General features: G+C 38.7%; 24 protein-coding genes, 1 pseudogene and 1 riboswitch. Of the genes and pseudogenes, 4 read left to right on the plus strand and 21 right to left on the minus strand.

What is annotated here, in order from left to right:
* Positions 1–484: 484 nt before the first annotated feature.
* The 5 genes from J2S07_RS10320 to J2S07_RS10340 form a co-directional block, all read right to left on the minus strand.
* Complete coding sequence (locus J2S07_RS10320; RefSeq protein ID WP_307150311.1) at positions 485–1,051, minus strand: DUF4256 domain-containing protein; 567 nt, start codon at positions 1,049–1,051, stop codon at positions 485–487.
* Positions 1,052–1,105: 54 nt separating this feature from the next.
* Positions 1,106–1,564: a hypothetical protein gene (locus tag J2S07_RS10325; protein WP_307150312.1), complete on the minus strand. Its 459-nt coding sequence runs from the start codon at positions 1,562–1,564 to the stop codon at positions 1,106–1,108.
* Positions 1,565–1,569: 5 nt separating this feature from the next.
* On the minus strand, positions 1,570–2,358 hold the full coding sequence (locus J2S07_RS10330; RefSeq protein ID WP_307150313.1) for a hypothetical protein: 789 nt from the start codon (positions 2,356–2,358) through the stop codon (positions 1,570–1,572).
* A gap of 95 nt (positions 2,359–2,453) precedes the next feature.
* Positions 2,454–3,059: an alpha/beta hydrolase gene (locus tag J2S07_RS10335; protein ID WP_307150314.1), complete on the minus strand. Its 606-nt coding sequence runs from the start codon at positions 3,057–3,059 to the stop codon at positions 2,454–2,456.
* Between the two features lie 18 nt (positions 3,060–3,077).
* Entirely contained in the window at positions 3,078–4,016 is a 939-nt protein-coding gene (locus tag J2S07_RS10340) for a ring-cleaving dioxygenase (protein ID WP_307150315.1), read from the minus strand.
* Between the two features lie 379 nt (positions 4,017–4,395).
* On the opposite strand from J2S07_RS10340, the gene J2S07_RS10345 reads away from it, so the two are divergent.
* Positions 4,396–5,370 carry an NAD(P)H-dependent flavin oxidoreductase gene (locus J2S07_RS10345; RefSeq protein WP_307150316.1) on the plus strand — a complete coding sequence of 325 codons (975 nt, stop codon included), beginning with the start codon at positions 4,396–4,398 and terminating at the stop codon, positions 5,368–5,370.
* Between the two features lie 68 nt (positions 5,371–5,438).
* Here the strand turns inward: J2S07_RS10345 and J2S07_RS10350 are convergent, their stop codons facing one another.
* The 8 genes from J2S07_RS10350 to J2S07_RS10385 form a co-directional block, all read right to left on the minus strand.
* Positions 5,439–5,699 (minus strand): HPr family phosphocarrier protein, encoded by a 261-nt coding sequence (locus J2S07_RS10350; RefSeq protein WP_307150317.1) that lies wholly within the window; start codon positions 5,697–5,699, stop codon positions 5,439–5,441.
* Positions 5,700–5,721: 22 nt separating this feature from the next.
* The gene (dhaM, locus tag J2S07_RS10355) at positions 5,722–6,111 is read right to left on the minus strand and encodes a dihydroxyacetone kinase phosphoryl donor subunit DhaM (RefSeq protein ID WP_307150319.1); all 390 of its coding nucleotides are present in this window, start codon (positions 6,109–6,111) and stop codon (positions 5,722–5,724) included.
* Entirely contained in the window at positions 6,108–6,737 is a 630-nt protein-coding gene (gene dhaL, locus J2S07_RS10360) for a dihydroxyacetone kinase subunit DhaL (RefSeq protein WP_307150320.1), read from the minus strand. Before dhaL ends, dhaM begins: the two co-directional genes overlap by 4 nt.
* Before the next feature lie 20 nt (positions 6,738–6,757).
* On the minus strand, positions 6,758–7,753 hold the full coding sequence (dhaK, locus tag J2S07_RS10365; protein ID WP_307150321.1) for a dihydroxyacetone kinase subunit DhaK: 996 nt from the start codon (positions 7,751–7,753) through the stop codon (positions 6,758–6,760).
* Positions 7,754–7,875: 122 nt separating this feature from the next.
* On the minus strand, positions 7,876–9,366 hold the full coding sequence (gene glpK, locus J2S07_RS10370) for a glycerol kinase GlpK (RefSeq protein ID WP_307150322.1): 1,491 nt from the start codon (positions 9,364–9,366) through the stop codon (positions 7,876–7,878).
* A gap of 26 nt (positions 9,367–9,392) precedes the next feature.
* Positions 9,393–10,217, minus strand: a complete 825-nt coding sequence (locus tag J2S07_RS10375; protein WP_307150324.1) for an MIP/aquaporin family protein — start codon at positions 10,215–10,217, stop codon at positions 9,393–9,395.
* Between the two features lie 192 nt (positions 10,218–10,409).
* Positions 10,410–12,449 (minus strand): sigma 54-interacting transcriptional regulator, encoded by a 2,040-nt coding sequence (locus tag J2S07_RS10380; protein WP_307150325.1) that lies wholly within the window; start codon positions 12,447–12,449, stop codon positions 10,410–10,412.
* A gap of 443 nt (positions 12,450–12,892) precedes the next feature.
* The gene (locus tag J2S07_RS10385) at positions 12,893–14,194 is read right to left on the minus strand and encodes an MFS transporter (protein ID WP_370872815.1); all 1,302 of its coding nucleotides are present in this window, start codon (positions 14,192–14,194) and stop codon (positions 12,893–12,895) included.
* Positions 14,195–14,587: 393 nt separating this feature from the next.
* Between J2S07_RS10385 and J2S07_RS10390 the strand changes: the two genes are divergently transcribed.
* Both J2S07_RS10390 and J2S07_RS10395 read left to right on the plus strand, forming a co-directional pair.
* Complete coding sequence (locus tag J2S07_RS10390; RefSeq protein ID WP_307150326.1) at positions 14,588–15,100, plus strand: GNAT family N-acetyltransferase; 513 nt, start codon at positions 14,588–14,590, stop codon at positions 15,098–15,100.
* Between the two features lie 272 nt (positions 15,101–15,372).
* Positions 15,373–15,990, plus strand: coding sequence for a hypothetical protein (locus J2S07_RS10395; protein WP_307150327.1), 618 nt, complete (start codon positions 15,373–15,375; stop codon positions 15,988–15,990).
* 64 nt (positions 15,991–16,054) lie between these two features.
* Here the strand turns inward: J2S07_RS10395 and kimA are convergent, their stop codons facing one another.
* The gene (gene kimA, locus J2S07_RS10400; RefSeq protein ID WP_307150328.1) at positions 16,055–17,881 is read right to left on the minus strand and encodes a potassium transporter KimA; all 1,827 of its coding nucleotides are present in this window, start codon (positions 17,879–17,881) and stop codon (positions 16,055–16,057) included.
* A gap of 149 nt (positions 17,882–18,030) precedes the next feature.
* A riboswitch (cyclic di-AMP (ydaO/yuaA leader) is annotated at positions 18,031–18,176 on the minus strand.
* Between the two features lie 135 nt (positions 18,177–18,311).
* Between kimA and J2S07_RS10405 the strand changes: the two genes are divergently transcribed.
* Positions 18,312–18,431 (plus strand): bacitracin ABC transporter ATP-binding protein, encoded by a 120-nt coding sequence (locus J2S07_RS10405; RefSeq protein ID WP_307150329.1) that lies wholly within the window; start codon positions 18,312–18,314, stop codon positions 18,429–18,431.
* Between the two features lie 122 nt (positions 18,432–18,553).
* Here J2S07_RS10405 and J2S07_RS10410 read toward each other — a convergent pair whose 3' ends face one another.
* From J2S07_RS10410 to J2S07_RS10440, 7 genes and pseudogenes are all read right to left on the minus strand, one after another.
* Positions 18,554–18,778, minus strand: coding sequence for a hypothetical protein (locus J2S07_RS10410; RefSeq protein WP_307150330.1), 225 nt, complete (start codon positions 18,776–18,778; stop codon positions 18,554–18,556).
* Positions 18,779–18,888: 110 nt separating this feature from the next.
* Positions 18,889–18,981: pseudogene (locus J2S07_RS10415) on the minus strand (VOC family protein); the annotation flags it as partial.
* Positions 18,982–19,143: 162 nt separating this feature from the next.
* Entirely contained in the window at positions 19,144–19,554 is a 411-nt protein-coding gene (locus J2S07_RS10420) for a GNAT family N-acetyltransferase (protein WP_307150331.1), read from the minus strand.
* A 150-nt stretch (positions 19,555–19,704) separates the two neighbouring features.
* Positions 19,705–20,391: an LrgB family protein gene (locus J2S07_RS10425; protein ID WP_307150332.1), complete on the minus strand. Its 687-nt coding sequence runs from the start codon at positions 20,389–20,391 to the stop codon at positions 19,705–19,707.
* Positions 20,366–20,770, minus strand: a complete 405-nt coding sequence (locus J2S07_RS10430) for a CidA/LrgA family protein (protein WP_307150333.1) — start codon at positions 20,768–20,770, stop codon at positions 20,366–20,368. The genes J2S07_RS10425 and J2S07_RS10430 overlap by 26 nt, the downstream gene beginning before the upstream one ends.
* Positions 20,771–20,958: 188 nt before the next feature.
* Positions 20,959–22,128, minus strand: coding sequence for an MFS transporter (locus tag J2S07_RS10435; RefSeq protein WP_307150334.1), 1,170 nt, complete (start codon positions 22,126–22,128; stop codon positions 20,959–20,961).
* 185 nt (positions 22,129–22,313) lie between these two features.
* Positions 22,314–23,765, minus strand: coding sequence for a glycoside hydrolase family 1 protein (locus J2S07_RS10440; protein WP_307150335.1), 1,452 nt, complete (start codon positions 23,763–23,765; stop codon positions 22,314–22,316).
* Between the last annotated feature and the right edge of the window lie 5 nt (positions 23,766–23,770).

Consider the following 23,770-nt stretch of genomic DNA (forward strand, 5'->3'; position numbering starts at 1 on the left):
TATTTGATTTGGAAGCTGTGAGAAGCCTTCAGCAAATAACCCACCTCGAGAAATGAAGGGGGAATTAAACAAAAATAAAGAAAGGCAGAACAAGCCACCTTTCTACACATTACATATTTTGATCCCCCATAATGGTAACAGTAAAAATCCCTACAACAATAATAAGTAGGAGAAGCTACAAATATGAGGAGAACGATCCTTCAATATGAAATGAAGATTATTAAAAAAGGACAGACTAATCCCGTTTACTCTGTATCAACAAACAGAGCCTTTGAACGTATTCAATTACTAGTTCAAAGTTGGGAATCGAAGTCTCATCGCGTGGGTCATTTTTTAATAATCCTCCTTAGCTTCTAAAATTCACTATTATTGTAAACTGGATTTCGGGATAAGTCAAAGGGAAATAGCGATTAACACCATTCAAGCATAAAAAAATCCCCACCTGTTAATCCAGATGAGGAGTTATTTCTGAAGCCTGAAAAATTCACACCCTTAGCGAACCACGGAACCCTCTGGCAGCATAGTAGGAATCAGCACCGTTGTGATACAAGAAGACTTGCCCATAGCGACGATCGCAGAAAAGGGCACCGCCGAGTTCTCTAATATCAGATGGTGTTTGTACCCAGCTCGATGTTTTCATATCGAAATTTCCAAGCTTCTGCAATTCTCGATATTGTTCTTCTGATAAAAGTTCAATACCCATGGAAGTTGCCATATCTATAGCACTGTTTTCTGGTTTATGTTTTTTCCTAGACTCCAGGGCTTCACGGTCGTAGCAAACACTTCTGCGACCTTTAGGACTTTCCGCAGAACAATCATAAAATATGTATTCGTCCTTTTTTTCATCATAACCTACAACATCTGGCTCCCCGCCAGTTTGCTCCATTTCATTAAGAGACCATAGTTTGTCTGGATTCGCTTCCAGCTTTGCTTGGATTTTGGCCCATTCAAGACCTTCATGGCGATTCATGTTTTTTTCAAAACGGACTTTCAACACGCTGAGTAAATCTTCTTGTTGTTCAGGTGACAATACCCTTTTGTTATTTGTCATATTCGTCTCCTCCTCGAAAAGCTCCCTCATCACTCTCATGATCGTCTGTTTCGATTATTTTACTTTTGCTATTCCTAATGCAAAATGGCTCCAAAGTATCTCTTCTACTAGCTCCGCTTGTGATTCTGCACAATCAATAATTAAGATGACTTCAGAGTGTTTTCCTTTTAGTAATCTCTTCTTTTTCATTATAACTAATTCTAAAAAAAGTCGAATAACAAAGCCAAGAACAAAGCCAGCAAATGCACCGATCAATCCCCAATAAATCGGTCCCCAGGCCAATTTAAAACCGATACTTCCTCCAATTACTGCAAAAGCAGTGGCAAGCCCCATTCCAATATCAATTAGGCTAGTTCCGTCTGAGCGATGCAGGGTATCAAACAATTTACGATCTTCCTGTTTATTATCCAAAGGGACAGCAAATATGTCTTCTTTCGGAATCCCTCTTTTTTCTAAAGTTGAAATGGCCATTTCTAAATAGCTTGTTGTTTCAAATGTTGAAAATAGCTGCATATCGATCACTTCACTTTTTGCCCTTTTAGTATTTGGAAACCTTCCGACTGATAATTCTCAGCTAAGTGTTTTCTTAACTCTTTTTCAAAAAGTTTGTTATTTTCAATTGTATTAACATAAGAATCATATGTAGCAAATCCGTAGAGTGACGGCATAAAAAGGAGCCATTCTGGTTTTAAAACAGAGGTAGCTTCTTTTACATTACCGATTATTAAAAGGAAAATACTCTCAGCTAAATGGGAGTAATAATGAAATACAACTAACCAAACGATGACAAATATAGCTGTCATAATTCTATGAATATAGAGCTGACCTAAACCAGGGATAAACAACGACCACATCACGGCAAGAAGAGGATTTCGTTTATCGAGATAATTGATCTCTAATGCTCCAATTGCATATGAATTAAAATGGTGGTCCTCCCTTTCTGACAAGAGATAAACTCTATTCATATCAACGGTTGTCCGATAACTATCCCAAATCCCAAAAATGTACACAGGAATATACATGAGAAGCCATCTTGTATCCAATACCTCTTTTGCCATGTCGATATTTCCTTGAAAGGAATAGACCATAGAAGAATTAAGATGGGAATTAACATTAACGATGACTTCCCAAATAAATAAAGCATATCCTCTAAGATATTTAGATAAAAGCATATGTCCAAATCCAGGAAACGCTGCAGACCACCAAGCGATAATATAAGGATTTCTTAAATGGAGTTGAGTGGTTCCAAAAATACTCACATGAGCTTTATATCTTCTGGCGGTGTTTTCATTTGTGTAGTTGTTCAATTTTTCTTCACCTTTGGAAAATGCTTTTTGCTATCATTTCTTGCCTATTGAACCTTGTTTTAAACAAGGAGTGCCCTTCCTCTACATCATTATCATCATTTTAATGATGAATACCAAAGACTTGCCGCATGAACCTCACCCTCTGTTAATTGATGACCTCTATTTTCCCAATGGAGTGTCACATCAGCATTTGCCTTTTCTAATAACAATCGCAATTCTTCTGATTCTGACGGGGAACAAATCGGATCATTTGTGCCAGCTGCAATAAATACTGACGTCCCCTTTAAATCAGGTAACTCCACGCCTCGCCTTGGCACCATGGGGTGGTGAAGTATCGCACCCTTCAAAGCGGTTTGATAGTGAAACAATAAGCTTGCCGCGATATTGGCTCCATTTGAATATCCAATGGCCATGATGTTATCTCGAGAGAAACTATATTTTTCAGCAGCTTCATCCAAAAATTCATTTAATTCTTTTGTTCGGAAAATAAGATCCTCTTCATCAAATACTCCCTCAGCAAGTCTTCTGAAGAAGCGAGGCATGCCATTTTCTAATACATTCCCACGAACACTTAATACATTGGCTTCGTCATCAACCATTCCAGCCAGTGGCAGCAAATCTAGTTCATTTCCACCTGTCCCATGAAGTAATAAGAGCGTAGGTTTCGTTGGATCTTGTCCCTTTTGGAATATATGTCTCATTTCATAGTACCCCCTGCATTAATCTAATTCTCTTACGTGAATCGGTACTAAACTACTCTCAAGCTGCTCTCTATATTGCTCATACTGCTCAGGTAACATTAATTGCTCTCCCATTGTCTCTTGTGATTCATCATGAGCGAATCCAGGAGGATCAGTTGCAATTTCAAATAGAATTTCTCCATGTTCCCTAAAATAAATTGCGTTAAAATAATTTCTGTCCCGAACCGGTGTTACCCCATAACCATTTGCTGCAATATATTTCTGCCATTCTAACTGATCCTGGTCATCTATCGCTCTCCATGCGATGTGATGAACGGTTCCAACACCCATTCGACCTCTTCCAACTGGAGTCGCTTTTAGATCAATAATATTTCCGATATTGGCTGAGGAACGAAAACGAATGAAATCCCCTTCTTTCCCAACGAGCTCTAGTCCCATTACCTGCTCTAATAATTCTGCTGTCTTGTTTGGCTGGGCGGAAAATAGAACGGATCCTCCAAAGCCTTTAATGGCCACATCTGGAGTTACCCCTCCAAAGGTCCACTGATTAATATCCCCTTCTTCACGTTCGACCAATTCCAAGTGAAGACCATGAGGATCATCAAACATTAAATATTGCTCACCAAAGCGCTCTTCTTTGCTAAAGGATATATTAAATTTTTCAAGCCTGTTTTCCCAGAACGGGATAGCTCTCTTTGGAACAGCATAAGATGTCACCCCAACTTGACCATCCCCAATCCTTCCTTGATACGCATTCGCCCAAGGGAAAAATGTAATGATCGTTCCCGGTTGACCTCCTTCATTGCCGAAATATAAATGGTAAGTACCTGGATCATCGAAATTTACTGTTTGTTTTACTAGACGTAAGCCTAAAACACCCGCATAAAAATCCACATTCTCCTGTGGATGACCTACGATTGCTGTGATATGGTGAATTCCACTTGTCTTTTTAGTCATTTCATTTCACTCCAATCAAACTATTATCTCGAAATCGAGGTATTTATTTAAAAAAAATGCGCTTCACTCAACACTTTGATCAATTCTTTGTATGGGTTGATCATCTTACTATCATTTCTCGCAATTATCTTGAATTCGAGATAATTATATTATTTATCCCTTTCCTATGTCAACAAATAATTTCTAGAAAGGGGAAATCAGAGGAAAGTAAAATTATAAAAAAGGAAATTCAACCGGTTTGGTCGAATGTCTTATATATCATAAAAAGGTAGTCTTGTTGCTCATTCTACAAGCATATGTATGATCTTAAAAGGAAGTTCTGATGGAAAGCGGATCAGATCTTAAAGATTATACCTACTATTTAAATGGAGGTACAAAAATGTCAAGAATTCCAGCAATATTTCAAAATTTGCGTATTCCTGTAATTGGTGCACCCTTATTTATTATTAGTAATCCTAAGCTCGTCATCGAGCAATGTAAGGCAGGGATCGTTGGGTCAATGCCTGCACTGAATGCTAGACCTGCATCCTTACTCGATGAATGGTTGGCAGAAATCACAGAAGAGCTCGCAGCTTATAACGCAAAAAATCCTGAGCGTCCTGCTGCGCCATTTGCTATTAATCAAATTGTTCACAAATCCAATGAACGGTTAGAGCAAGACATGGAATTATGTGTGAAGTACAAGGTCCCCATTATCATTTCTTCCTTAGGTGCCCGTGAAGAGATATTTGAAGCAGCACATAGCTATGGAGGGTTTGTTCTGCACGATATCATCAACAACACTTTCGCCCATAAGGCCATTGACAAGGGGGCAGATGGCTTAATTGCCGTTGCAGCTGGTGCCGGCGGTCATGCTGGAATGAAGAGTCCCTTTGCTTTGGTTCAAGAAATCCGAGAGTGGTTCGATGGTCCGCTTGCATTGTCTGGATCCATTGCTACAGGAAGTTCCATTCTGGCTGCCCAAGCAATGGGTGCTGACTTTGCCTATATCGGCTCACCATTCATTGCAACGCATGAAGCCCGTGCTGCTGAAGCCTATAAGCAAGCGATTGTTGACTGTACATCTGATGATATTGTTTATAGCAATCTTTTCACTGGTGTACATGGAAATTATCTGAAACCATCAATTCGATCAGCAGGATTAGATCCCGACAATCTTCCAGAAAGCGATCCATCTAAAATGAATTTTGGGGAAAAGACTGCGAAACCATGGAAGGATATTTGGGGAAGTGGTCAAGGCATTGGTGCCGTTAAAGAAATTACGGGTGCAGCAGAATTTGTAGACAAACTTCACAAAGAATATATAGAAGCAAGAGAAAGTCTAATCAACCGTAGTATAGTTAGAACTATATGAATCTAAGAAACCAAAGGACTACTAGGCTGTAACCTAGTAGTCCTTTATAGCTAATTATTTCTTTAGCCTCATAAGGTTTTACCTGCAAAAAAGTCATTTAGCCATGCCATGGTCTCTTCCTCATCGGATCCAGTCACAACCACCCTGATCGTCTCACCTTCTTTAATTGTTCCTGACATCAAGCTAATAATACTTTTGGGATTATACTCTTTTTGCCCTGAATAGAGCTGTACGGCACTCGAAACTGTACCTAATTTCTTTACAAGATCGGCAGCTGGTCTTGCATGTAATCCATCCTTTATGGTGACTGTAATCTCTTGCTCCATCATGTCTTCACCCGCCTTGAAACCTTCATAGTTTATTGAGAGCCTTCGCACCCTCTGCCGCTTTAATAACCTCTTCTATTGAACTTCCACATCCTGATTGAATAATGGCAGCATATGCTCCTTCCACAAGAGGAGCATCCGCTAATCGAATATCCTTATTATTTCCAAGCATCTCGATTGCCAACTCTGCATTGATAAGAGCACTTCCCAAATCGAATAAAATCGCAACTCCCTTTGGATTCATAACAGATTCAATGGCCTTCTTAATTTGGAAGACATCTGTGCCAATCTCCCCACTCTCGGTCCCACCTGCCACTGAAAGAGGAACATCAGGTTGAATTTGTTTTAACAATGCTTCTAAACCTTTTACTAGATCATAACTGTGTGAAAGTAATACAACCCCTACATAACTCATTCCTTGATGACTCCTTTAAGTACGTCTGCTAATTCTACAAAAAAATAGTTTGACGATGCTGCACCTGGATCAATGTGACCAATTGAACGCTTTCCTAAATAGGCAGCGCGACCTTTTCTCGCTTCTAATTCCTTTGTTGCTTCCATTTTTTCATTTGACAAACGAATGACTTCGTCCCAGTCAATAGATTCACGATTTTCTTTCATATAAAGAATGACTGGTTCCCATACATCAATCATCGTTTTATCTAGAAGGTTAGCTTTACCTCTTGCCTTAATCCCCTCCAAAGCAGCTTCTAGTGCTTCGGATAAATCAGTTAAAGTAACTGACGATTTGTCTCCTATGGAGGTAGCGGCTTTTAAAAATGCAGTCCCATATAAAGGACCTGAAGCACCTCCCACCTTTGTTAAAAGAGTCATCCCAGTATCTTTTAATAATGCCCCAATCGTCTCATAATCCGTATTTTCAATTTTGATGGAAACCTCTTTAAATCCTCTGGCCATATTGAGGCCATGGTCACCATCTCCGATTGCTTGATCTAAGTCAGTTAAATGCTCCTTCTCTTGTTGTAGCTTCCTATTTAATTTTTGCAGCCATAATTTTACTTCGACTATGCCTACTTCCATGAGATTCTCTCCTTCTAGTACTATTTTCGGAAAGCTGGTGTATTCGCTTCAGCATCTAATAACTCGATTAATTCATCATCCAATTTCAATACAGAAATCGAGCAACCCGCCATCTCAATCGAGGTCATAAATTCTCCAACAAAGGTTTGATAAATTTCAATATTTTGACCTTTTAACATTTGAGACACTTTATTGTTCATAATATACAATTCCATTAATGGAGTTGAACCAAGCCCATTAACCATCACAGCTACTTTGCTGCTTTCTTCAAGCTTGAGGTCTTCTAACACCTTGGAAAGTAGAATTTCTGCTACCTCATTAGCAGTAAGAATTTCAGTTCGTTCGATTCCAGGCTCTCCGTGAATACCCATACCAATTTCCATTTCGTTCTCTCCGATTGAAAATCCCGGTTTACCGGCGGAGGGAACCGTACAAGGTGTAAGAGCCATACCCATTGAACGGACATTCTGGATCACTTTATTTGCGACCTGCTCTACCTCTTCAAGTGATGCTCCTTTTTCAGCCATGGCTCCAGCAATTTTATGGACAAGTACGGTACCTGCAATACCACGTCTGCCAGTTGTATAGGTCGAATCCTCTACAGCTACATCATCATTCACAATGACTTTTGCTACCTTGATTCCCTCGCTTTCAGCTAATTCTGCAGCCATTTCAAAATTCATGACATCCCCTGTATAATTCTTGATGATCAGTAAAACACCTTTTCCACTATCAACAGCCTTAATCGCTTCAAATACTTGATCAGGAGTCGGCGATGTAAAAACTTCGCCTGCAACAGCACCATCTAACATTCCTTTTCCGACAAAGCCTCCATGAGATGGTTCATGGCCACTTCCACCACCGCTTACTAACCCGACTTTCCCTTGAACCGGTGCATCCACTCTAACGATGACTGATGTATTTTGCACTTGTCTCACATATTGAGGATGAGCTGCCACAAACCCAGATAACATTTCTTGAACCACTTGTTCAGGATCATTAATTAATTTCTTCATTTTCTTACCCCCAAAAATTGGTTTTCTATTTATAAGACCATAACATCTACAATGTGCTGATCCATTGCTTTGCCATGGTCTCTCACTTTTCTTTCAACTTAATAGTAACTTAGACTAAGTGATTATTTAAAAGCCATCGTAGCTTGTATAGCTTTTTTCCAACCATTATAGAGATTTTCTCTTTTCTCTTCTTCCATATTTGGTGTAAAAGCTTTATCCATATTCCATTGAGTAGCAATCTCTTCTTGGCTCTCCCAATAGCCTACTGCTAGACCTGCTAAATAAGCTGCTCCTAATGCCGTTGTTTCTTTAATTTCTGGTCGTTCAACTGGAACATTTAATACATCACTTTGGAACTGCATGAGGAAGTCATTAGCAACAGCTCCACCATCCACACGCAGCGATTTAAGCGAAATTCCTGAATCTGCTTCCATTGATGTCAATACATCCTTCGTTTGGTAAGCAAGAGATTCTAAAGTTGCACGGACAAAATGTTCCTTTGTGGTTCCGCGAGTTAAGCCAAAGACAGAACCGCGTACATCACTATCCCAATAAGGTGTTCCAAGCCCAACAAATGCCGGAACGACATATACACCTTCTGTTGACTCTACACTAGTCGCATATTTCTCAGAATCTGCAGCATTACTAAACATACGTAATCCGTCACGGAGCCATTGAATAGCCGACCCAGCAACAAAAATACTACCTTCTAATGCATATTCCACTTTTCCATTAATCCCCCAAGCAATGGTTGTTAACAAGCCATGCTCAGAGTTGACTGCTTGTTCACCAGTATTCATTAACATGAAGCAACCGGTTCCATAAGTATTTTTGGCCATTCCTTTTTCATAGCATGCCTGACCAAATAGCGCCGCTTGTTGGTCACCTGCTACTCCAGCAATTGGGACATTATATCCAAAGAAATGATAGTCAACAGTTTCCCCATAAATTTCCGATGATGGGCGAACTTCTGGAAGCATCGAAGCAGGAATTGTTAGAATCTCTAATAACTCTTCATCCCATTTCAGATCATGAATATTGTACATCAATGTTCTAGACGCATTGGAGTAATCTGTTACATGGGCTTTTCCCCCAGAAAGCTTCCAAATTAACCAAGTATCAATCGTTCCAAATAACAATTCTCCACGTTCTGCCTTTTCTCTTGCACCTTCTACATGATCAAGAATCCACTTTACCTTTGTTCCAGAGAAATAGGCATCAATTAATAACCCTGTTTTAGCTTTAAAAATTTGATTGTAGCCTTTTTGTTTTAATTCTTCACAAATTTCTGCTGTTTGACGGGATTGCCAAACAATTGCATTATAGACTGGTACTCCTGTCTCCTTATCCCAAACAACTGCTGTTTCCCGCTGGTTTGTAATCCCGATTCCTGCTACTTGCTCTGGTTTTACATCAGCCTCTGCTAGACATGAAGCTATTACCGCTAGAATCGAACCCCAAATTTCATTTGCATTATGCTCAACCCAACCCGGATTCGGAAAAATTTGTGTGAATTCACGCTGAGCTATTTGAACTATTTCACCTTTTCTATTAAAAAGAATAGCACGTGAACTTGTTGTCCCTTGGTCTAATGATAAAATATACTTTTCCATTAAAAAACGCTCCCTTCATAATTAAGCTATGCACTAACATTATCTGTACTTACACTATATTGAGGCTTCTTACCAAGAAAATATGCTCCTGCAAGAACGATAACGGAAGCACCTATTACATACCAAAGACTTGCTGTTGGTTCACCTAGGAATGCCGCTTTATAAAACAATCCTCCAATGCTTCCTCCCAGAATGGGTCCAATAACTGGAATCCAAGCATAACCCCAGTTAGAACCACCTTTTCCTGGTATCGGAAGAAGAGCATGAGCGATTCTCGGACCTAAGTCACGAGCAGGGTTAATCGCATATCCTGTCGTTCCACCAAAGCTCAATCCGATAGCAAAAATGAGGAATCCTACAATAAGCGGATTTAATCCGTCTGTAAATTTATTTGCACCAATGGCTAAGATACCAAGAACAAGAATAAATGTACCAACCATTTCACTGATTAAATTAGCAAATGTATATGGAACAGCAGGCCCTGTTGCAAATGTTCCTAATTTTGCGCCTGGGTCGTCAGTTAATCTCCAATGAGGTAGATAATGGAAATAGATAATAACAGCACCTATCATGGCTCCAATCATTTGAGCAATGATATAGGTTGGTACTTGGTTCCAAGGAAGATCACCCGTAAATGCAAAAGCGATTGTTAACGCTGGGTTTAAATGTGCACCGCTGAATTGACCTACGGAATAAGCAGCAATTGCCACTGCAAATCCCCAACCAAAGGTAATCACAATCCAACCACTGGCATTCGAAAGCGTTTTCTTTAGATTTACACCCGCGCAAACTCCTGCACCAAACATGATTAGAATTGCTGTTCCTATTAATTCACCCCAAAAAGCTGTCATAAAAGAACCTCCTAATTTTTATGAATCTAAAACTTAAACACAGCTGATTTCCCACCTACACTAGTGTAGAACGTGATTTAGTTTCTCGATTTGCATACCCCCCATTAAATATTTCAGTAATATCTTTGCAATAAACATGCCAACTTGAAAACGCCCTCATTTGAGGGCGTTTTCAAGCTTTTTCTTTTATTGTTAGGAAAATTCCCCAACCTGTTGATATTTTTTCCCTAACTCATCTTCAATTCCATACTTTCTCAACTTTGCGGCAACAGTCTTATGAGTAAGTCCAAGAGCTTTTGCCAATTGATTATAACTAGGATAGTATTTCGCTGCATGTTCATAAATTTGTTTTTCGTATTCTTCAAACAACAGAATATCCCCTGAGATCTTTAAAGGAATAGTGGGGTCTTGCTGATTCAATATATACTGGGGCAAGTCACTTAAGCTAAGTACTGTACCATCTGTTAATGTCATAACCCTCTCCATTATATTTTCAAGCTCTCGAATATTACCAGGCCAGTGATAACATCCCAGCGCCTCCAAAAACCCTGACTCATATTCATTGATATTTTTCTCCAATTTTTCATTAAATTGCTTCCGGAAATGATCCACTAATAACGGAATATCATCTTTCCGATTTCTAAGAGGTGGAAGAAGAATAGGTATTACATGTAGTCTGTAGTATAAATCCTCACGAAATTTACCTTCCTCAATCATTTGTATAAGATCACGATGAGTTGCGGCAATGATACGCACATTAAGACGGATTGTCTTCGTTCCCCCTACACGTTCAATTTCTCTTTCCTGTAGAACCCTCAACAATTTGACCTGAATATCAAGGGGCAGATCACCAATCTCATCAAGGAAAATGGTGCCGTTATTAGCTAGTTCAAATTTCCCCTGATGATCTTTATATGCTCCAGTAAAAGCTCCCTTCTCGTGGCCAAAGAGCTCGCTTTCGATCAAGTTGGGAGGGATCGCAGCACAATTGACTCTAATAAAAGGAGCCTCTTTCCTTTTACCAGATAAATGTATTGCCCTTGCTACTAATTCTTTTCCTGTACCACTTTCTCCAGTTATGAGGACCGTTGCATCTGTTTTTGAAACCTTATTGGCCATTGAGAGGGTGTCTAATAAAATCTCACTGTTGCCGATAATCGTTTGAAATGCCTCATCAAGCTTCATATGCTTGGACAATTCTTGCTCCAAATATTTGGTTCGTTGCTCCATCACTTCAAGCTTTTTCAACAGTTCTTTTATTTCGTTATATGGGCTAAGCGAAACAACTACTCCTCTAAATTCCTCATCTAACAGGAGAGGTTTTATTTTCAATATATACGATTCTTTATTCGAGAACCTCATTACTTTAACAAGGGATTGTTGCTTAACTTTTATCTCTTCCCATTCAGCTTTACTTACCATCTCTTGAATAAAACATCGTAATTCAAGATGGGAAAGTAATTGTTCCATTTGAACATTCATATAGGTAAAGTTTCCATTATCATCTGTTAAAGCGATCAAATCTGTTACCGACTCTAACACTAGATTTAGCCGTTCTTGTAACTCTCTTTCCTTCTTTAATTCAAAATGGAGTTTCTCTATATCTGATATATCTTGAATAATAGACACGGCCCCAATGATTTTGTCATTATAAAAAATAGGTGCCCTATTTGCCAAAATTGTATAATTTTTAAGTTTTTGTTTTTCTGCAAATTGAGTTTCCCCTAAATCTATTACTTCTTTTAATTTTGAATGTGGGATGACTTCATCGGCCCTTCTACTTAAAAGTTCTTCTTGGCTCATTTCAAATAGTTTTGTAGCAGCTTCATTAACGTATATAATGATATTTTCACTATTTACTACAACCATTCCATTTGGCAGGTTTGCGATCGCCTCCTGAAATATCACCGAATTCTCCATCAGGAGGCGATCCGTTTCAGCTTCTTTATTATCTTCATACTCTACTGTTTCAAGGTAATCCTTTATCTCCTGTAGAACGGAAGCAGGAACGTCCTGCTGAAAAACGAGGGTAAATTCCTCGCCTTGTCGAATACGCAATGAAACAAGGGCCAGCATATTGGTTACCTGAACACATCTATTTTTGTATTCCACGTGAATACTAGTCAAAATTTCCTGATCCTTAACTAACTCTTGCAATCTAACAATTAGCCCAGCAGCCATTCTTACATGTAAGCCATTTTTTTTGTAGACTGTAATATTTATTTTCCTCAATTGAAATTGCTCCCTTCAAATATGGAGAAGTTTGAGAAAACAAAAAGCGAATAGAGAGCCCTTTTTTAGTTCGAGCTTATTGCAATTCTATTTGTTCACCACCTAATTATCGTTTATCGATTTACTATTCACCTTATTCCTTACTGAAGATTCCATTTTTTCTTGACAATAAAAGCGATAAGAATATCGTTCTTCATACCTTGAAGTTTTCGGTTTAATTCTTTAATATGTTCATCCTTGTCCAGATATAACTTACTTCGTTTCTTCCTATAATAATTTAAACGGCTTGAAACTATACAAAAAAGCCATAAAAACTCACAGGAATCACAAAATCATTCCCATTTGTTTTTATGGCTTTCTCCTAAATCTCCAGCCTTCTATTATGTTTTCTAATTAAAGCGTATCATAAATTTTTCCTTAAGGATAAAAGGACTGTGTCAAAATCATGATTTTTCCCCAAATCTCCCCTTTGAGGATTGTTGATTATTACCCTTACGAGACCAGGTTACAACCGGAATGAGGATTAAGGATAAAATTCCTCCAGCAAGTGATAATGTTTCAAAACTGGATCCAGCCACAACCATTCCTGATAAAGCTCCCCCAGAAGCCCCCGATAACGCAATTAATATATCCACCGTGCCTTGAGTTTTAGCACGTGTTGAGATTTTTGTGGAATCCACGATTAGAGCAGTCCCACTAATTAAACCAAAATTCCATCCTAATCCAAGTAAAGAAAGAGCAATGACTAAGAGAATGATTGAATCGCCTGGTGCGATTGCTGCAATAATGCCCGCTAGAAGCAACGTAGCTCCGGAAGCCATTGCCATAGCCGTTCTACCAAACCTATCAACTAGAACTCCAGTAACCAATGAAGGGAGATACATCGCCCCTATATGAAATCCAATAACAAGACCGATTGCACCCATCCCATGTCCATGATGGCTCATATGTACTGGTGTCATAGTCATAATGGCAACCATTACGATTTGAGTAAGTACCATAATTGTAGCACCAACGATAATACCTGTTTTATTTTCCACTTGATCCGTATGTGCTGAAGGTCCACTGACATTCTTTTCTTGGTTAGAAACTGTTATTGTTCTTGCTATAACCAACGGATCCGGACGAAGTAGTATAAAAAGGATAAGCCCCGCTAAGATATATGCAACCGCTGATAAAATAAATGGACCTGCAAGCGATGGAACTCCAATGGAAAGAGCAAGATCCCCCATCACATTCACTAAGTTGGGACCTGCAACTGCCCCAAACGTTGTTGATACCATTGCGATACTAATAGCTGTGGCTCGTTGTTTATTATTTGCTAAGTCCGTTCCAGCATAGCGGGCTTGCAAGTTTGTTGCAGTACCTGCACCATATATGAGTAAGGAAGGAAATAATAAAAACACACTATTGAAGATAGCTGCCAACACAACACCTATTGCTCCAAGTCCGCCTGTCATAAAGCCTACCGAAAGACCCATGCGTCTTCCAAAACGGTTAGACAGTCTTCCTACAGCGAACGCTGCCCCCGCCGATCCTAATGTAAATAAGGTAGCTGGAAGACCCGCGAATGCGTTGGTCCCAAGCATTTGTTCTGCAAGCAAGGCTCCGACTGTTATTCCAGCAGCTAATCCTGCCCCACCGAACATTTGAGAAAATACGACTATGATTAATGTGCGTTTATATAGTTTTTTCTGTTTCTCTGGATGGTCTATATAGCTTTGGGCCAAATCAACACTAGACATATTAAACACCTTCTTCCATCCGGTTTTTAAGCTCTGAAAGCGAAAACCCATCCATACCAAAAAAATTGACATTTAAGCTTTTGGGCTTTGCAAATCTGGAATTAGCAAGCGTTCTGTTGAATAGTTGGATTATAATCGTGCTGCTCACCATTTGTCAAAGTTTTCCCACTCTTCAAAAATCAAAACTAATGTTCATGAGGTTAAAAAGGGTTAGAGCAGAATAAGTTGAAGAAGGAAAAGCAATGTTTTTTATCGAAATACCACTAAAAAGATACGAGCCCCCTTTTATTAAATGACAAGAGTGAGATAAGCGAAGAAGACTTTAATTTTACGTTTTCTATGAAGAGTTCTAAAATAAAAGGGAAGACAGCTTTTGATGAGAGGAAGAAAAGTATGATTAGGGAAGCCACCCCAGAAGATTTAGAGGAAATTCTAAATATCTATAATGATGCGATTATTAACACGACTGCTGTTTACTCATACAAACCCCAAACCCTTGAAGACAGACAAGCTTGGTTTGAACAAAAGAAGGATGAAGGGTACCCCATATTAGTATTTGAACGAGATAATAAAGTGGCTGGCTTTGCGACATTCGGTCCTTTTAGAGCATGGCCAGCTTATAAATATTCCATTGAACATTCTGTTTATGTCAATAAGGAATACCGAAAAAAAGGAATTGGGACTGCTTTAATAAAAGAATTAATCTCTATTGCTACGGAAAAAGAATATAAAACCTTTATTGCTGGAATTGATGCAGCCAATGACAAAAGTATTGCCCTGCATAAAAGCTTAGGCTTTGTTCATTCGGGCACAATCAAAAAGGCGGGTTACAAATTCAATAGATGGCTAGACCTAGCTTTTTTTCAATTAGAACTTGACGGACCTAACAATCCTACAGAAGAATAATGATATTTGTTAGCAAAAAGGTTTTGGATAACGAAACATAAGAGCAGTGGAGAAAAAATAATCCACTGCTCTTATCGTAACTAAAATCTTATGTAAAATACTCAGCCCCTCTCCTTTCCGTTAGAATCTTGTCCAATTAAGAAATACATCCCCGGTCTTAGATGAAACTAAAACTCACGATTGTTCAAAGGTTAGCGGAAATATAGGATTATAGATTGAGAATGGAAATGAGGTCTTAATCATTAAACTTATAATCGGACGGGGGAACAAAGGTGGAAGTATATATCATTCTTACTGATACCGGGACATTATTTACAAAATTAATAAAGAAGTTTACAAAACAGCCATTAAATCATGCTTCTATTTCCTTTACAAAGGAATTGGACACAACATATAGCTTTGGAAGAAAACGAGCAAATAATCCCTTTAACGGTGGCTTTGTTAAGGAAGACATGAATGGAAAGTTATTTCAAAGGGCAACTTGTGCGATATACAGTTGTTCTGTTTCAGAGATTGAATATAGACAGATGAAAATGGTGGTCGAACAGTTTGAAAGGCACAAGCATTCCTATAAGTATAACTTTATTGGACTTTTCGGTGTCCTGCTAAATAAGAAAATACCAAGAAAAAGAGCCTTCTTTTGCTCTGAATTTGTCGCAACCATTTTAAGTAACGGCGGAATCGATATAAAAGGCAAACACCCCAGTGTAATTAAACCTAATGATTTGGGAGATTGTGAAGATTTTAGATTACTATACAAGGGGCAACTCCAACCTTATCTTTCTCAATATTGTTATCATTCAGCTCAAGAGATAACTCATAACACGAAGGAAAAAAGACAAATATGCAGTCTAAATTCCATTTTTCTAAAACAAACAAAGACTATTTAAAGGGGAAGGGATGCTAAGGGCATCCCTTTTGTTATAGGTTCAGCTTTTTCAGTAAGGTGACCCATTATTTTTTCAAATGGTAAGGCACCGTTGTAATGATGACATCTCTTCGGAATAGCAAGAAAGCACGAATAAGTATACTCGATTGGTTGTGAAGAATATGTTGCCATCCCTTCTTCGGTAAAAATTGAGGGATGATCACTGTTACCCCATAGTTTGCTTCACTTGCTTTATGTTGGACGATATCCACAAATTTTGTGAGTGGCTGGATGATACTTCGATACTGCGAGTGTAAAGTCACAAGCCTAACATCAGGTTGCCATTTATTCCACTTTTCCTCGAACTTTTTCTCATCTTCTCTTTCAAATGCGACATAAACAGCAATAATTTGATTCGCTGAAAGTGATTTTGCGTAATTCAAAGAGTTTTCAACCACCCGTGTGATGCCAGCGACTGGAACAATAATGACATTCCCTTCAATTGCTACTGCTGGATGATCTTCAGTAATTCTTAACTGGCTCCCAACGGCTTCATAATGATTCTTAATTCGGTGAAAGATGAACATTATTGCAGGGATGAATACCAAGACCGGCCATACTTGCGTAAATTTTGTAATAAAAAACATCCAGGTGACGATAAAGCAAATTAGAGCTCCAAGGGCATTAATAGATAGCTTTCTAACCCAATCCTTAGGCTTTTCGCGCACCCATTTTACAACCATTCCCGTTTGGGACAAAGTGAATGGGATGAATACACCAACTGCGTATAGCGGAATGAGATGCTCGGTTTTCCCTTCAAACACAATGATTAGTAGGATGGAGCTAATCGCGAGAAAGATAATGCCATTGGAATACCCCAGTCTGTCCCCACGTATTGTAAACATCCTTGGAATAAACTTATCTTTCGCTAAATTAACCGCCAGCAACGGAAACGCTGTATACCCAGTGTTAGCAGCCAATATTAAGATTAAGGCCGTTGTGCCTTGAATGATGAAATACATGAAATTTCGTCCAAATGTTTCTTCAGCAATTTGGGAAACAACTGTAACCTTCTCACTTGGTGCAATTCCATAGTAGTAAGATAAAAATATAATCCCCGAAAATAATACTGCTAATAGCCCTCCCATAAATGTAAGAGTTTTGGCTGCATTTTTCGGAGCTGGTTCCTTAAAGTTTGGAATTGCGTTAGAAATTGCCTCAACCCCTGTTAATGCGGAACTCCCTGATGCGAATGCTTTTAAAAGCAAGAATAGACTAATTCCTGCCACCGGAGTCCCTATCGGGGTATGCAAATTAGATGGAACCACACCAGTGGCAATGTTAAATAGCCCCACACCAATTAAGATTAGCAGTGTCAATACAAATAAATAAACAGGATATGCTAATACAGAAGCAGATTCCGTTACTCCTCTTAAATTTAAAATCGTTAGAAGGATAACAAATATTATCGCGATTAGTACATTATGTGTATGGAGTGCAGGAAATGCTGAAGTGATCGCATCTGTACCCGCCGATACACTTACTGCCACTGTTAAAATATAGTCAACTAACAATGAGCCACCAGCAATAAGCCCTGAATTAACCCCTAAGTTATTTTTTGACACCACATAAGCGCCGCCACCATGAGGATAGGCAAAAATAATTTGTCGATACGATAAAATTAATGCTGTTAATAGTACCAATACTCCTATAGCGATAGGAATTGAGTACCAAAAGGCTGCGGCACTTATTGTTATTAAGACTATTAAGATTTGTTCTGGGCCGTAAGCAACAGAAGATAATGCATCTGAAGAAAGAATTGCTAATGCTTTTGTCTTACTAAGCTTTTGTTCCCCAAGTTCTGTTGACTTTAATGGTCGACCGATTAACAGTCTTTTTACTGGATACATCATGTCTCACACCACCGCAAGTTTTATAAACGTATTTTGCCCTGAAATTAAAGAATAATCTCAAAGCGAATTTTTTGAACAAATAAAAAATGCCCACAAGCCATCACGAAATAGACTTGTAGACATTATATTTTTTGTCCCACAAGTTCCACCTTCCTTCTCATCTAACGCTTACGAGGTTAGCTGTCGGATTCGGACCATTGAGTAGCCCTACCTAAAAAGGATTCACCCCTTGGATTTACTAAGAAATCCACGAAAATGGTTCCCCCGCACCTATCGGTTTCAGCGGTTTAGAAATTTGAAACTGATGTAATAATACGCCTGTGAATGGAAAAAGTAAATAATAATTTTGTATAAAAATTACGCCTTAAAAAAGGGGACTATCGGTAATGGATTTTTTACGATTGGATGATATTCATAAGGAGGATTGGATTTGTTGAAAGAAAATGACCCGCTATTATCTGACGACTTTTTAGACGAATTGGCGAAGGAAATTAACCAGCAATATGGGTGGGAAAAGCCTGACCAACCAGAAGAGGATATGAAAGAATGACCCCTTTCAATTTTGTTTACCTTTAAAGCTATATTTAAAAAAACAAACTGGACACTAATCAAAAGAGATTTATATACATAAAAGACTCCCATGATGGGAGTCTAATTCAAGTTGTATTAAAATTAAGTAAAAGGCTTCTCCTTTTCCTTCCGATTAGAGGCACTGTCCACTGCTTCATCGGCACCTTCACCTGCTTTGTTGCCCATTGCACCTCCAGCAATGGCTCCCGCAACCGTGCCAATGGGACCTAATACTGAACCCACTGCACCGCCAGCAACTGCACCAGCACCTGTTCCTAGTGCCTCCCCTGTATCAAGATCGTCTTGATTACGCTTTTTCTCAACCATTTATTTCACCTCCTCGTTTGGGAAGTGTTTTTTCTAACACATCCCTTAAGAATAACATACCCTTTCTCCTAAATTCCATAATCGATTTAGCTTTTTATTTTACATATAATCTAGCCCTCAATCTCCCATGCTGGGTTCCAGACTACTTCCCACAAATGGCCATCGGGATCCTGGAAGTGACCAGAATATCCACCCCAAAAAGTGATAGGTTAAAGCAAAAAAAAGCATGAGTCCGGTTCAATACCGAGTTCATGCTCAAGTAGCTCCCTGAATCCCTTGTCTAACTTCTTGGGTTCCGTTCAAGAACGGTCTTCAGATATACCAATACACTTAATTGTTTCAAGTAGATTCTTTGAACAAACCCTCTAGCTTAACTTAGCAAATGCCACTAAAGAACCCTTGTCGCAAGATTGAAAGCCATTTTTTTCATAAAAATGCCTCACATCCGGTGCTTCTTCGGTCAATAGAACTTTTTGACGAACATGGCTATAATTATCTAGAATTTTCTGCATCAGCTGGGTAGCAATCCCTTGATTCTGATAAGCATTTAATACAAGGATATCTTGAATATAAATAATTGTTAATCCATCACCAACAACACGAATGAGACCAACTAATTCCTCTCCATCCCAAGCGGATATAACGTCTAATGACTGTGATATCGCTTGTTTCAGAACGAGCAAATCCTTTGTATAAGCATTCCATTGTACATCATTATATAACTTTTCCAACTGTTCTATTTTTATATTTTTACTATTATTAAAATCTATTTTCACTTATTTATCCTCCTCAAAAATATTATTTTGAAGAGTGATTCCATAACTTATCCACTGTCTTATATCTCCTCTCAAACGCAAAAAAACAAATAACATCTTCTCTATGATAAACATTATTGATTTGTCGGTCAATTAAGATAATTTATCAAATCATAAAAAGAACGGGACAATAATGGGAGCAATGAGTGATGTAACAATAGCCGCGAGTCCCATTGCTACCCCTGCAATTGCTCCTTGAAGTTCCCCTTCTACCGCCGCCTGAGCCGTACCTTGACCGTGAGAGATCGTCCCAAGTGCTAGTCCCCTTGAAAGCGGGTGAGAAATCTTTGTTACATTCATGAGCCAAGGACCAAGCGCTGTACCAAGAATACCCGTCGCAACGACAAATGCCGCTGTTAAGGCGGGATCACCTCCAATAATCGAGGAAACTTCTACAGCTACAGGAACGGTTACCGATTTTACACTAACGGAAGCAATGATTTCATTAGAAAGTTTCAAAACCTTTGCCAAAATAACTGCAGAAGTAATCGTTGAAAGCGTTCCGAAAACTAAGCCAGATAATGCTGGAACACTATTTTTTTTGATAATATCCCGATTCTTATATAATGGGACGGCTAAAGCAACTGTTGCCGGCCCTAATAAAAAAGTCATAATGTCTTTAGCCATTGTGTAGTCATCATAGTTGATGTTAAATAAAAGCAAGAGGATGATGATTAAGGTTGTACTAAAAAATACAGGTGTTGTGAACGGGGAAGGAAACCGCCTTCCAGCGATATTTGATAGCAAATAGGTTCCCACTGTGATTGCAATACTAAGCAGTGTGACGAGTACGGCCATCTTTAACATCCCCCCCTTTTTTTACCAAGCTTTGCGAAACAAACCCTGTTACATAGAGTCCGATCACGATACTGCCGAGTAAGACAATGAAGAGGGAAATTCCACTTTTTAAAAATAGAGGGCCAAAATTCATTAACCCAACTGCAATCGGGATAAAGAAAAAGGCTAAGTGTTTGATTAGTAGTCCCGAGGCGGCCTCAATCCAACTTAACTTAATAACACCTGTTATTAACAGGATGAATAACATAACCATTCCAATGACACTTCCCGGTACGGGTAAATGAAAGGTTTGAGCTAATAAATACCCTAACTCATTAATGAGCCAAAGAAAGAATAATTGGATAGCTATCAAAATTGTTTTTTTAACATGTAAACTCATAAGATGTCCCCTTTTGATATTATCTTAGAATAACAGTAGTATAACATAAAAAATTTCAAGGCCTTGTCAGGTGGATATTGGTGTTGTTGTTAAAAAAAGTGTGCAGAGTGAAGAAAAGAGTATTAGCAAAATCGCTAATACTCTTATTGTGATTGGAATTCCAATCACTACAATTTTGATAAATCTCTCTATCCTTCTTTTGTTAATGGAGTCTCTGATATCGAAGGTCTTGTGATTGAAAATAAAGCACATAAAAAAGCAACTAAGACAAATATGCCTCCTACCAATGCATTATATGAAACCGAATGATTTCCAATTACAATCCCTCCAATAGCTGAACCTAATGCAATGCCAATTTGCAAGGCCGATGTATTGAAACTCTGTTGAATCGCAGCCGATTCAGGAGCCGTTTGAATCAAATAACTTTGTTGAGCAGGGGAAATAGCCCAACTTAACATCCCCCAAATAATCAAGGCTACTGGGAAAACAAAGCGAAAATGGGTTGTCAACGGCAGAAGAAATAGTATTAGGGAAAATGTTGCCATGAGGATTAAAATGCTCTTCTTCACTCCCCATCGATCGGTAAACCATCCACCTACTCCCCCACCAACTACAGCAGATACTCCAAAAAGAAAATATGCACAGCTTATCCAAAATGGATTCAGATTTAACATCGTTTGCAAAAACGGAGTAAAGTATGCATAGAGGATGTAATGCCCCGCCAACATCAGTACAGTCACTAGATGAGCACTGACAATCTTTTGACTTTTTAAGGATGCGAGTTGTTGGCTTAAAGGAATCATATTTTCAGGGGGAAGCTCGTCTAGAAAACGATAAACGATAACCATAGAAATTAACGATAAACACGCAATGAATAGAAAAAGAATACGCCATCCTAAAGCATTGCCAATCAACACTCCCAAAGGAACCCCTAAGACTAAAGAACCGCTCATTCCCATATAGATGATGCCTATCGCTCTGGATTGGTACCGTTTTTCGACAACTTTGGGTGCAATAGTAAGCGACAAAACAATAATTAAGGCAGCACTCATTGCGGTAAAAATCCGAGATAACATTAACATTTCATAGTTTACACTCATAAAAACTAAGATGTTCCCGATAAAAAAGGCAAATAATGACCAAAGATACAGCCTTTTACGAGCCACTTTGGCGGTTAGTGCGATCAAAGTAGGACCGGAAATAGCCAACATCATAGCAAAGACTGTAATAAGCTGACCAGCAGCACTAACGGAGATTTGTAAATCTTCAACAATTAATGGCAATATCCCACCAATAATTAATTCGACCATCCCAACAACAAAAGCCGTCATAGCCAAGATGTACACTCTAAAGTTCATTTAAAAACCCCCGAAATGGCATGTGAATATTTGTTTCAATCACAGTTCTCATATATAACATTGTTCTACATTACTAAAAAAGGCAAGTAAGAATCCCATCAAAAAGTGAACGGCCTTCCCCGAACTGAATAAGGAAAAGGCCGGCCCACATAAATACAATGGTAAATTAAATTATGTTTTCTTGGTTACAACTCTTTACCATTGGATTGAATAACCTTCTTATACCAATAAAAACTATCTTTCTTCATTCGCTTCCCTGATCCTTTACCTTCATCGTCTAAATCAACATATATGAAACCATACCGTTTTGACATTTGTTGGGAAGAACAGCTAACAATGTCAATGGGTCCCCAAGCGCAATAGGCAATGACATCAGCACCGTCTTGGATTGCACGTCCCACCTGTTCGATATGATCACTTAAATAGGAAATGCGGTAATCATCATGAATCTGGCCGTCTTCCAGTTCGTCATACATTCCGAACCCATTTTCTGCGATAATAATCGGTTTTTGATAACGATCCCAATATTGGGAAAGAGTATTATATAACCCTTGCGGATCCACATTCCAGCCCCATGGGTTAGCCTCTAGATTAGGGTTTACCGAAGTTGAATCAGCTTTGTTTACATTCTTTGTTGCATCTACCATTTGTGAGAAATAATAGGAGATTGCTAGATAATCCATCGTATTTTCTCTCAAAAGCTTCAATTCTTCCTCAGTAATTTCAAGCGTAATATTGTTTCCCTTGAAGTAGTTTAGAGCATATTTGGGATACTCGCCACGAAATTGAACATCTGTAAAGAAATATTGCATACGATTATGCTGCATCGCTAACACAACGTCATCTGGCTTGCATGAATATGGATATACTGTCATGTCAGCAACCATTGTACCAATTTCTAGGTCATAATTTAATGTTTTGGCGTACTTTTGAATTTTAGCACAAGCTACCATTTGATTGTGTACTGCTTGATATTCTGCTTCTTCAATATTTTCATATTGATCTTTACAAAAACCTAAGGACAAGAATGGTTCAATCTGTATCATGTTAATTTGGTTTATCACAATCCAATACTTCACTCGGTTCCCGAATCGATCTAACAACACCTTACCATAACGTTCAAACATATCAATGACTTCTTTATTTTTCCAGCCGCCATATTCCAAGGTGATGTTAATAGGTGTTTCATAATGCAGCATGGTAATAATCGGTTCAATTCCAAGCGACTTCATCTTATCAATCATCTTGTCATAATGCTTTAGCGCTGCTTCGTTCGGTTCCATTTCATCCCCATTAGGGAATACCCTTGACCAATCAATAGAAGTTCTAAAAGTTTTGAAGCCCATCTCAGCTAATAATTCTAAATCGCTTTCAAAAGTATGATAGAAGTCAATCCCATGGCGTTTCGGATAGTAGTGGGTTGTATCAGTAAGATTCCTTTTGACTTCTTCCAACGTCATGCCTTGCTGCTCCAGCCTTTGAATTTCTTCATTTGACATTCCTTTTAGATATGGTTGAACATCGGATGAATTAGGTAGTTTCCCATCTTCATTATAAGCACCATCAGCCTGACTTGCAGCAATTGCGCCGCCCCACAAGAAATCTTTTGGAAAAGCTGCGTATTTATTCTGTCTCATTCGTG

The organism is Anoxybacillus andreesenii (assembly GCF_030813005.1).
Taxonomy (GTDB): Bacteria; Bacillota; Bacilli; order Bacillales; family Cytobacillaceae; genus Robertmurraya; species Robertmurraya andreesenii.

Bases quoted from the DNA above. Each gene is read 5' to 3' on its own strand.
- J2S07_RS10320 (WP_307150311.1), bottom strand. From the start codon at position 1,051: ATGACAAATAACAAAAGGGTATTGTCACCTGAACAACAAGAAGATTTA.
- J2S07_RS10325 (WP_307150312.1), bottom strand. From the start codon at position 1,564: ATGCAGCTATTTTCAACATTTGAAACAACAAGCTATTTAGAAATGGCC.
- J2S07_RS10335 (WP_307150314.1), bottom strand. From the start codon at position 3,059: ATGAGACATATATTCCAAAAGGGACAAGATCCAACGAAACCTACGCTC.
- J2S07_RS10340 (WP_307150315.1), bottom strand. From the start codon at position 4,016: ATGACTAAAAAGACAAGTGGAATTCACCATATCACAGCAATCGTAGGT.
- J2S07_RS10345 (WP_307150316.1), top strand. From the start codon at position 4,396: ATGTCAAGAATTCCAGCAATATTTCAAAATTTGCGTATTCCTGTAATT.
- J2S07_RS10350 (WP_307150317.1), bottom strand. From the start codon at position 5,699: ATGATGGAGCAAGAGATTACAGTCACCATAAAGGATGGATTACATGCA.
- dhaM (WP_307150319.1), bottom strand. From the start codon at position 6,111: ATGAGTTATGTAGGGGTTGTATTACTTTCACACAGTTATGATCTAGTA.
- dhaL (WP_307150320.1), bottom strand. From the start codon at position 6,737: ATGGAAGTAGGCATAGTCGAAGTAAAATTATGGCTGCAAAAATTAAAT.
- dhaK (WP_307150321.1), bottom strand. From the start codon at position 7,753: ATGAAGAAATTAATTAATGATCCTGAACAAGTGGTTCAAGAAATGTTA.
- glpK (WP_307150322.1), bottom strand. From the start codon at position 9,366: ATGGAAAAGTATATTTTATCATTAGACCAAGGGACAACAAGTTCACGT.
- J2S07_RS10375 (WP_307150324.1), bottom strand. From the start codon at position 10,217: ATGACAGCTTTTTGGGGTGAATTAATAGGAACAGCAATTCTAATCATG.
- J2S07_RS10385 (WP_370872815.1), bottom strand. From the start codon at position 14,194: ATGTCTAGTGTTGATTTGGCCCAAAGCTATATAGACCATCCAGAGAAA.
- J2S07_RS10390 (WP_307150326.1), top strand. From the start codon at position 14,588: ATGATTAGGGAAGCCACCCCAGAAGATTTAGAGGAAATTCTAAATATC.
- kimA (WP_307150328.1), bottom strand. From the start codon at position 17,881: ATGATGTATCCAGTAAAAAGACTGTTAATCGGTCGACCATTAAAGTCA.
- J2S07_RS10410 (WP_307150330.1), bottom strand. From the start codon at position 18,778: ATGGTTGAGAAAAAGCGTAATCAAGACGATCTTGATACAGGGGAGGCA.
- J2S07_RS10425 (WP_307150332.1), bottom strand. From the start codon at position 20,391: ATGGCCGTACTCGTCACACTGCTTAGTATTGCAATCACAGTGGGAACC.
- J2S07_RS10430 (WP_307150333.1), bottom strand. From the start codon at position 20,770: ATGAGTTTACATGTTAAAAAAACAATTTTGATAGCTATCCAATTATTC.
- J2S07_RS10435 (WP_307150334.1), bottom strand. From the start codon at position 22,128: ATGAACTTTAGAGTGTACATCTTGGCTATGACGGCTTTTGTTGTTGGG.
- J2S07_RS10440 (WP_307150335.1), bottom strand. From the start codon at position 23,765: ATGAGACAGAATAAATACGCAGCTTTTCCAAAAGATTTCTTGTGGGGC.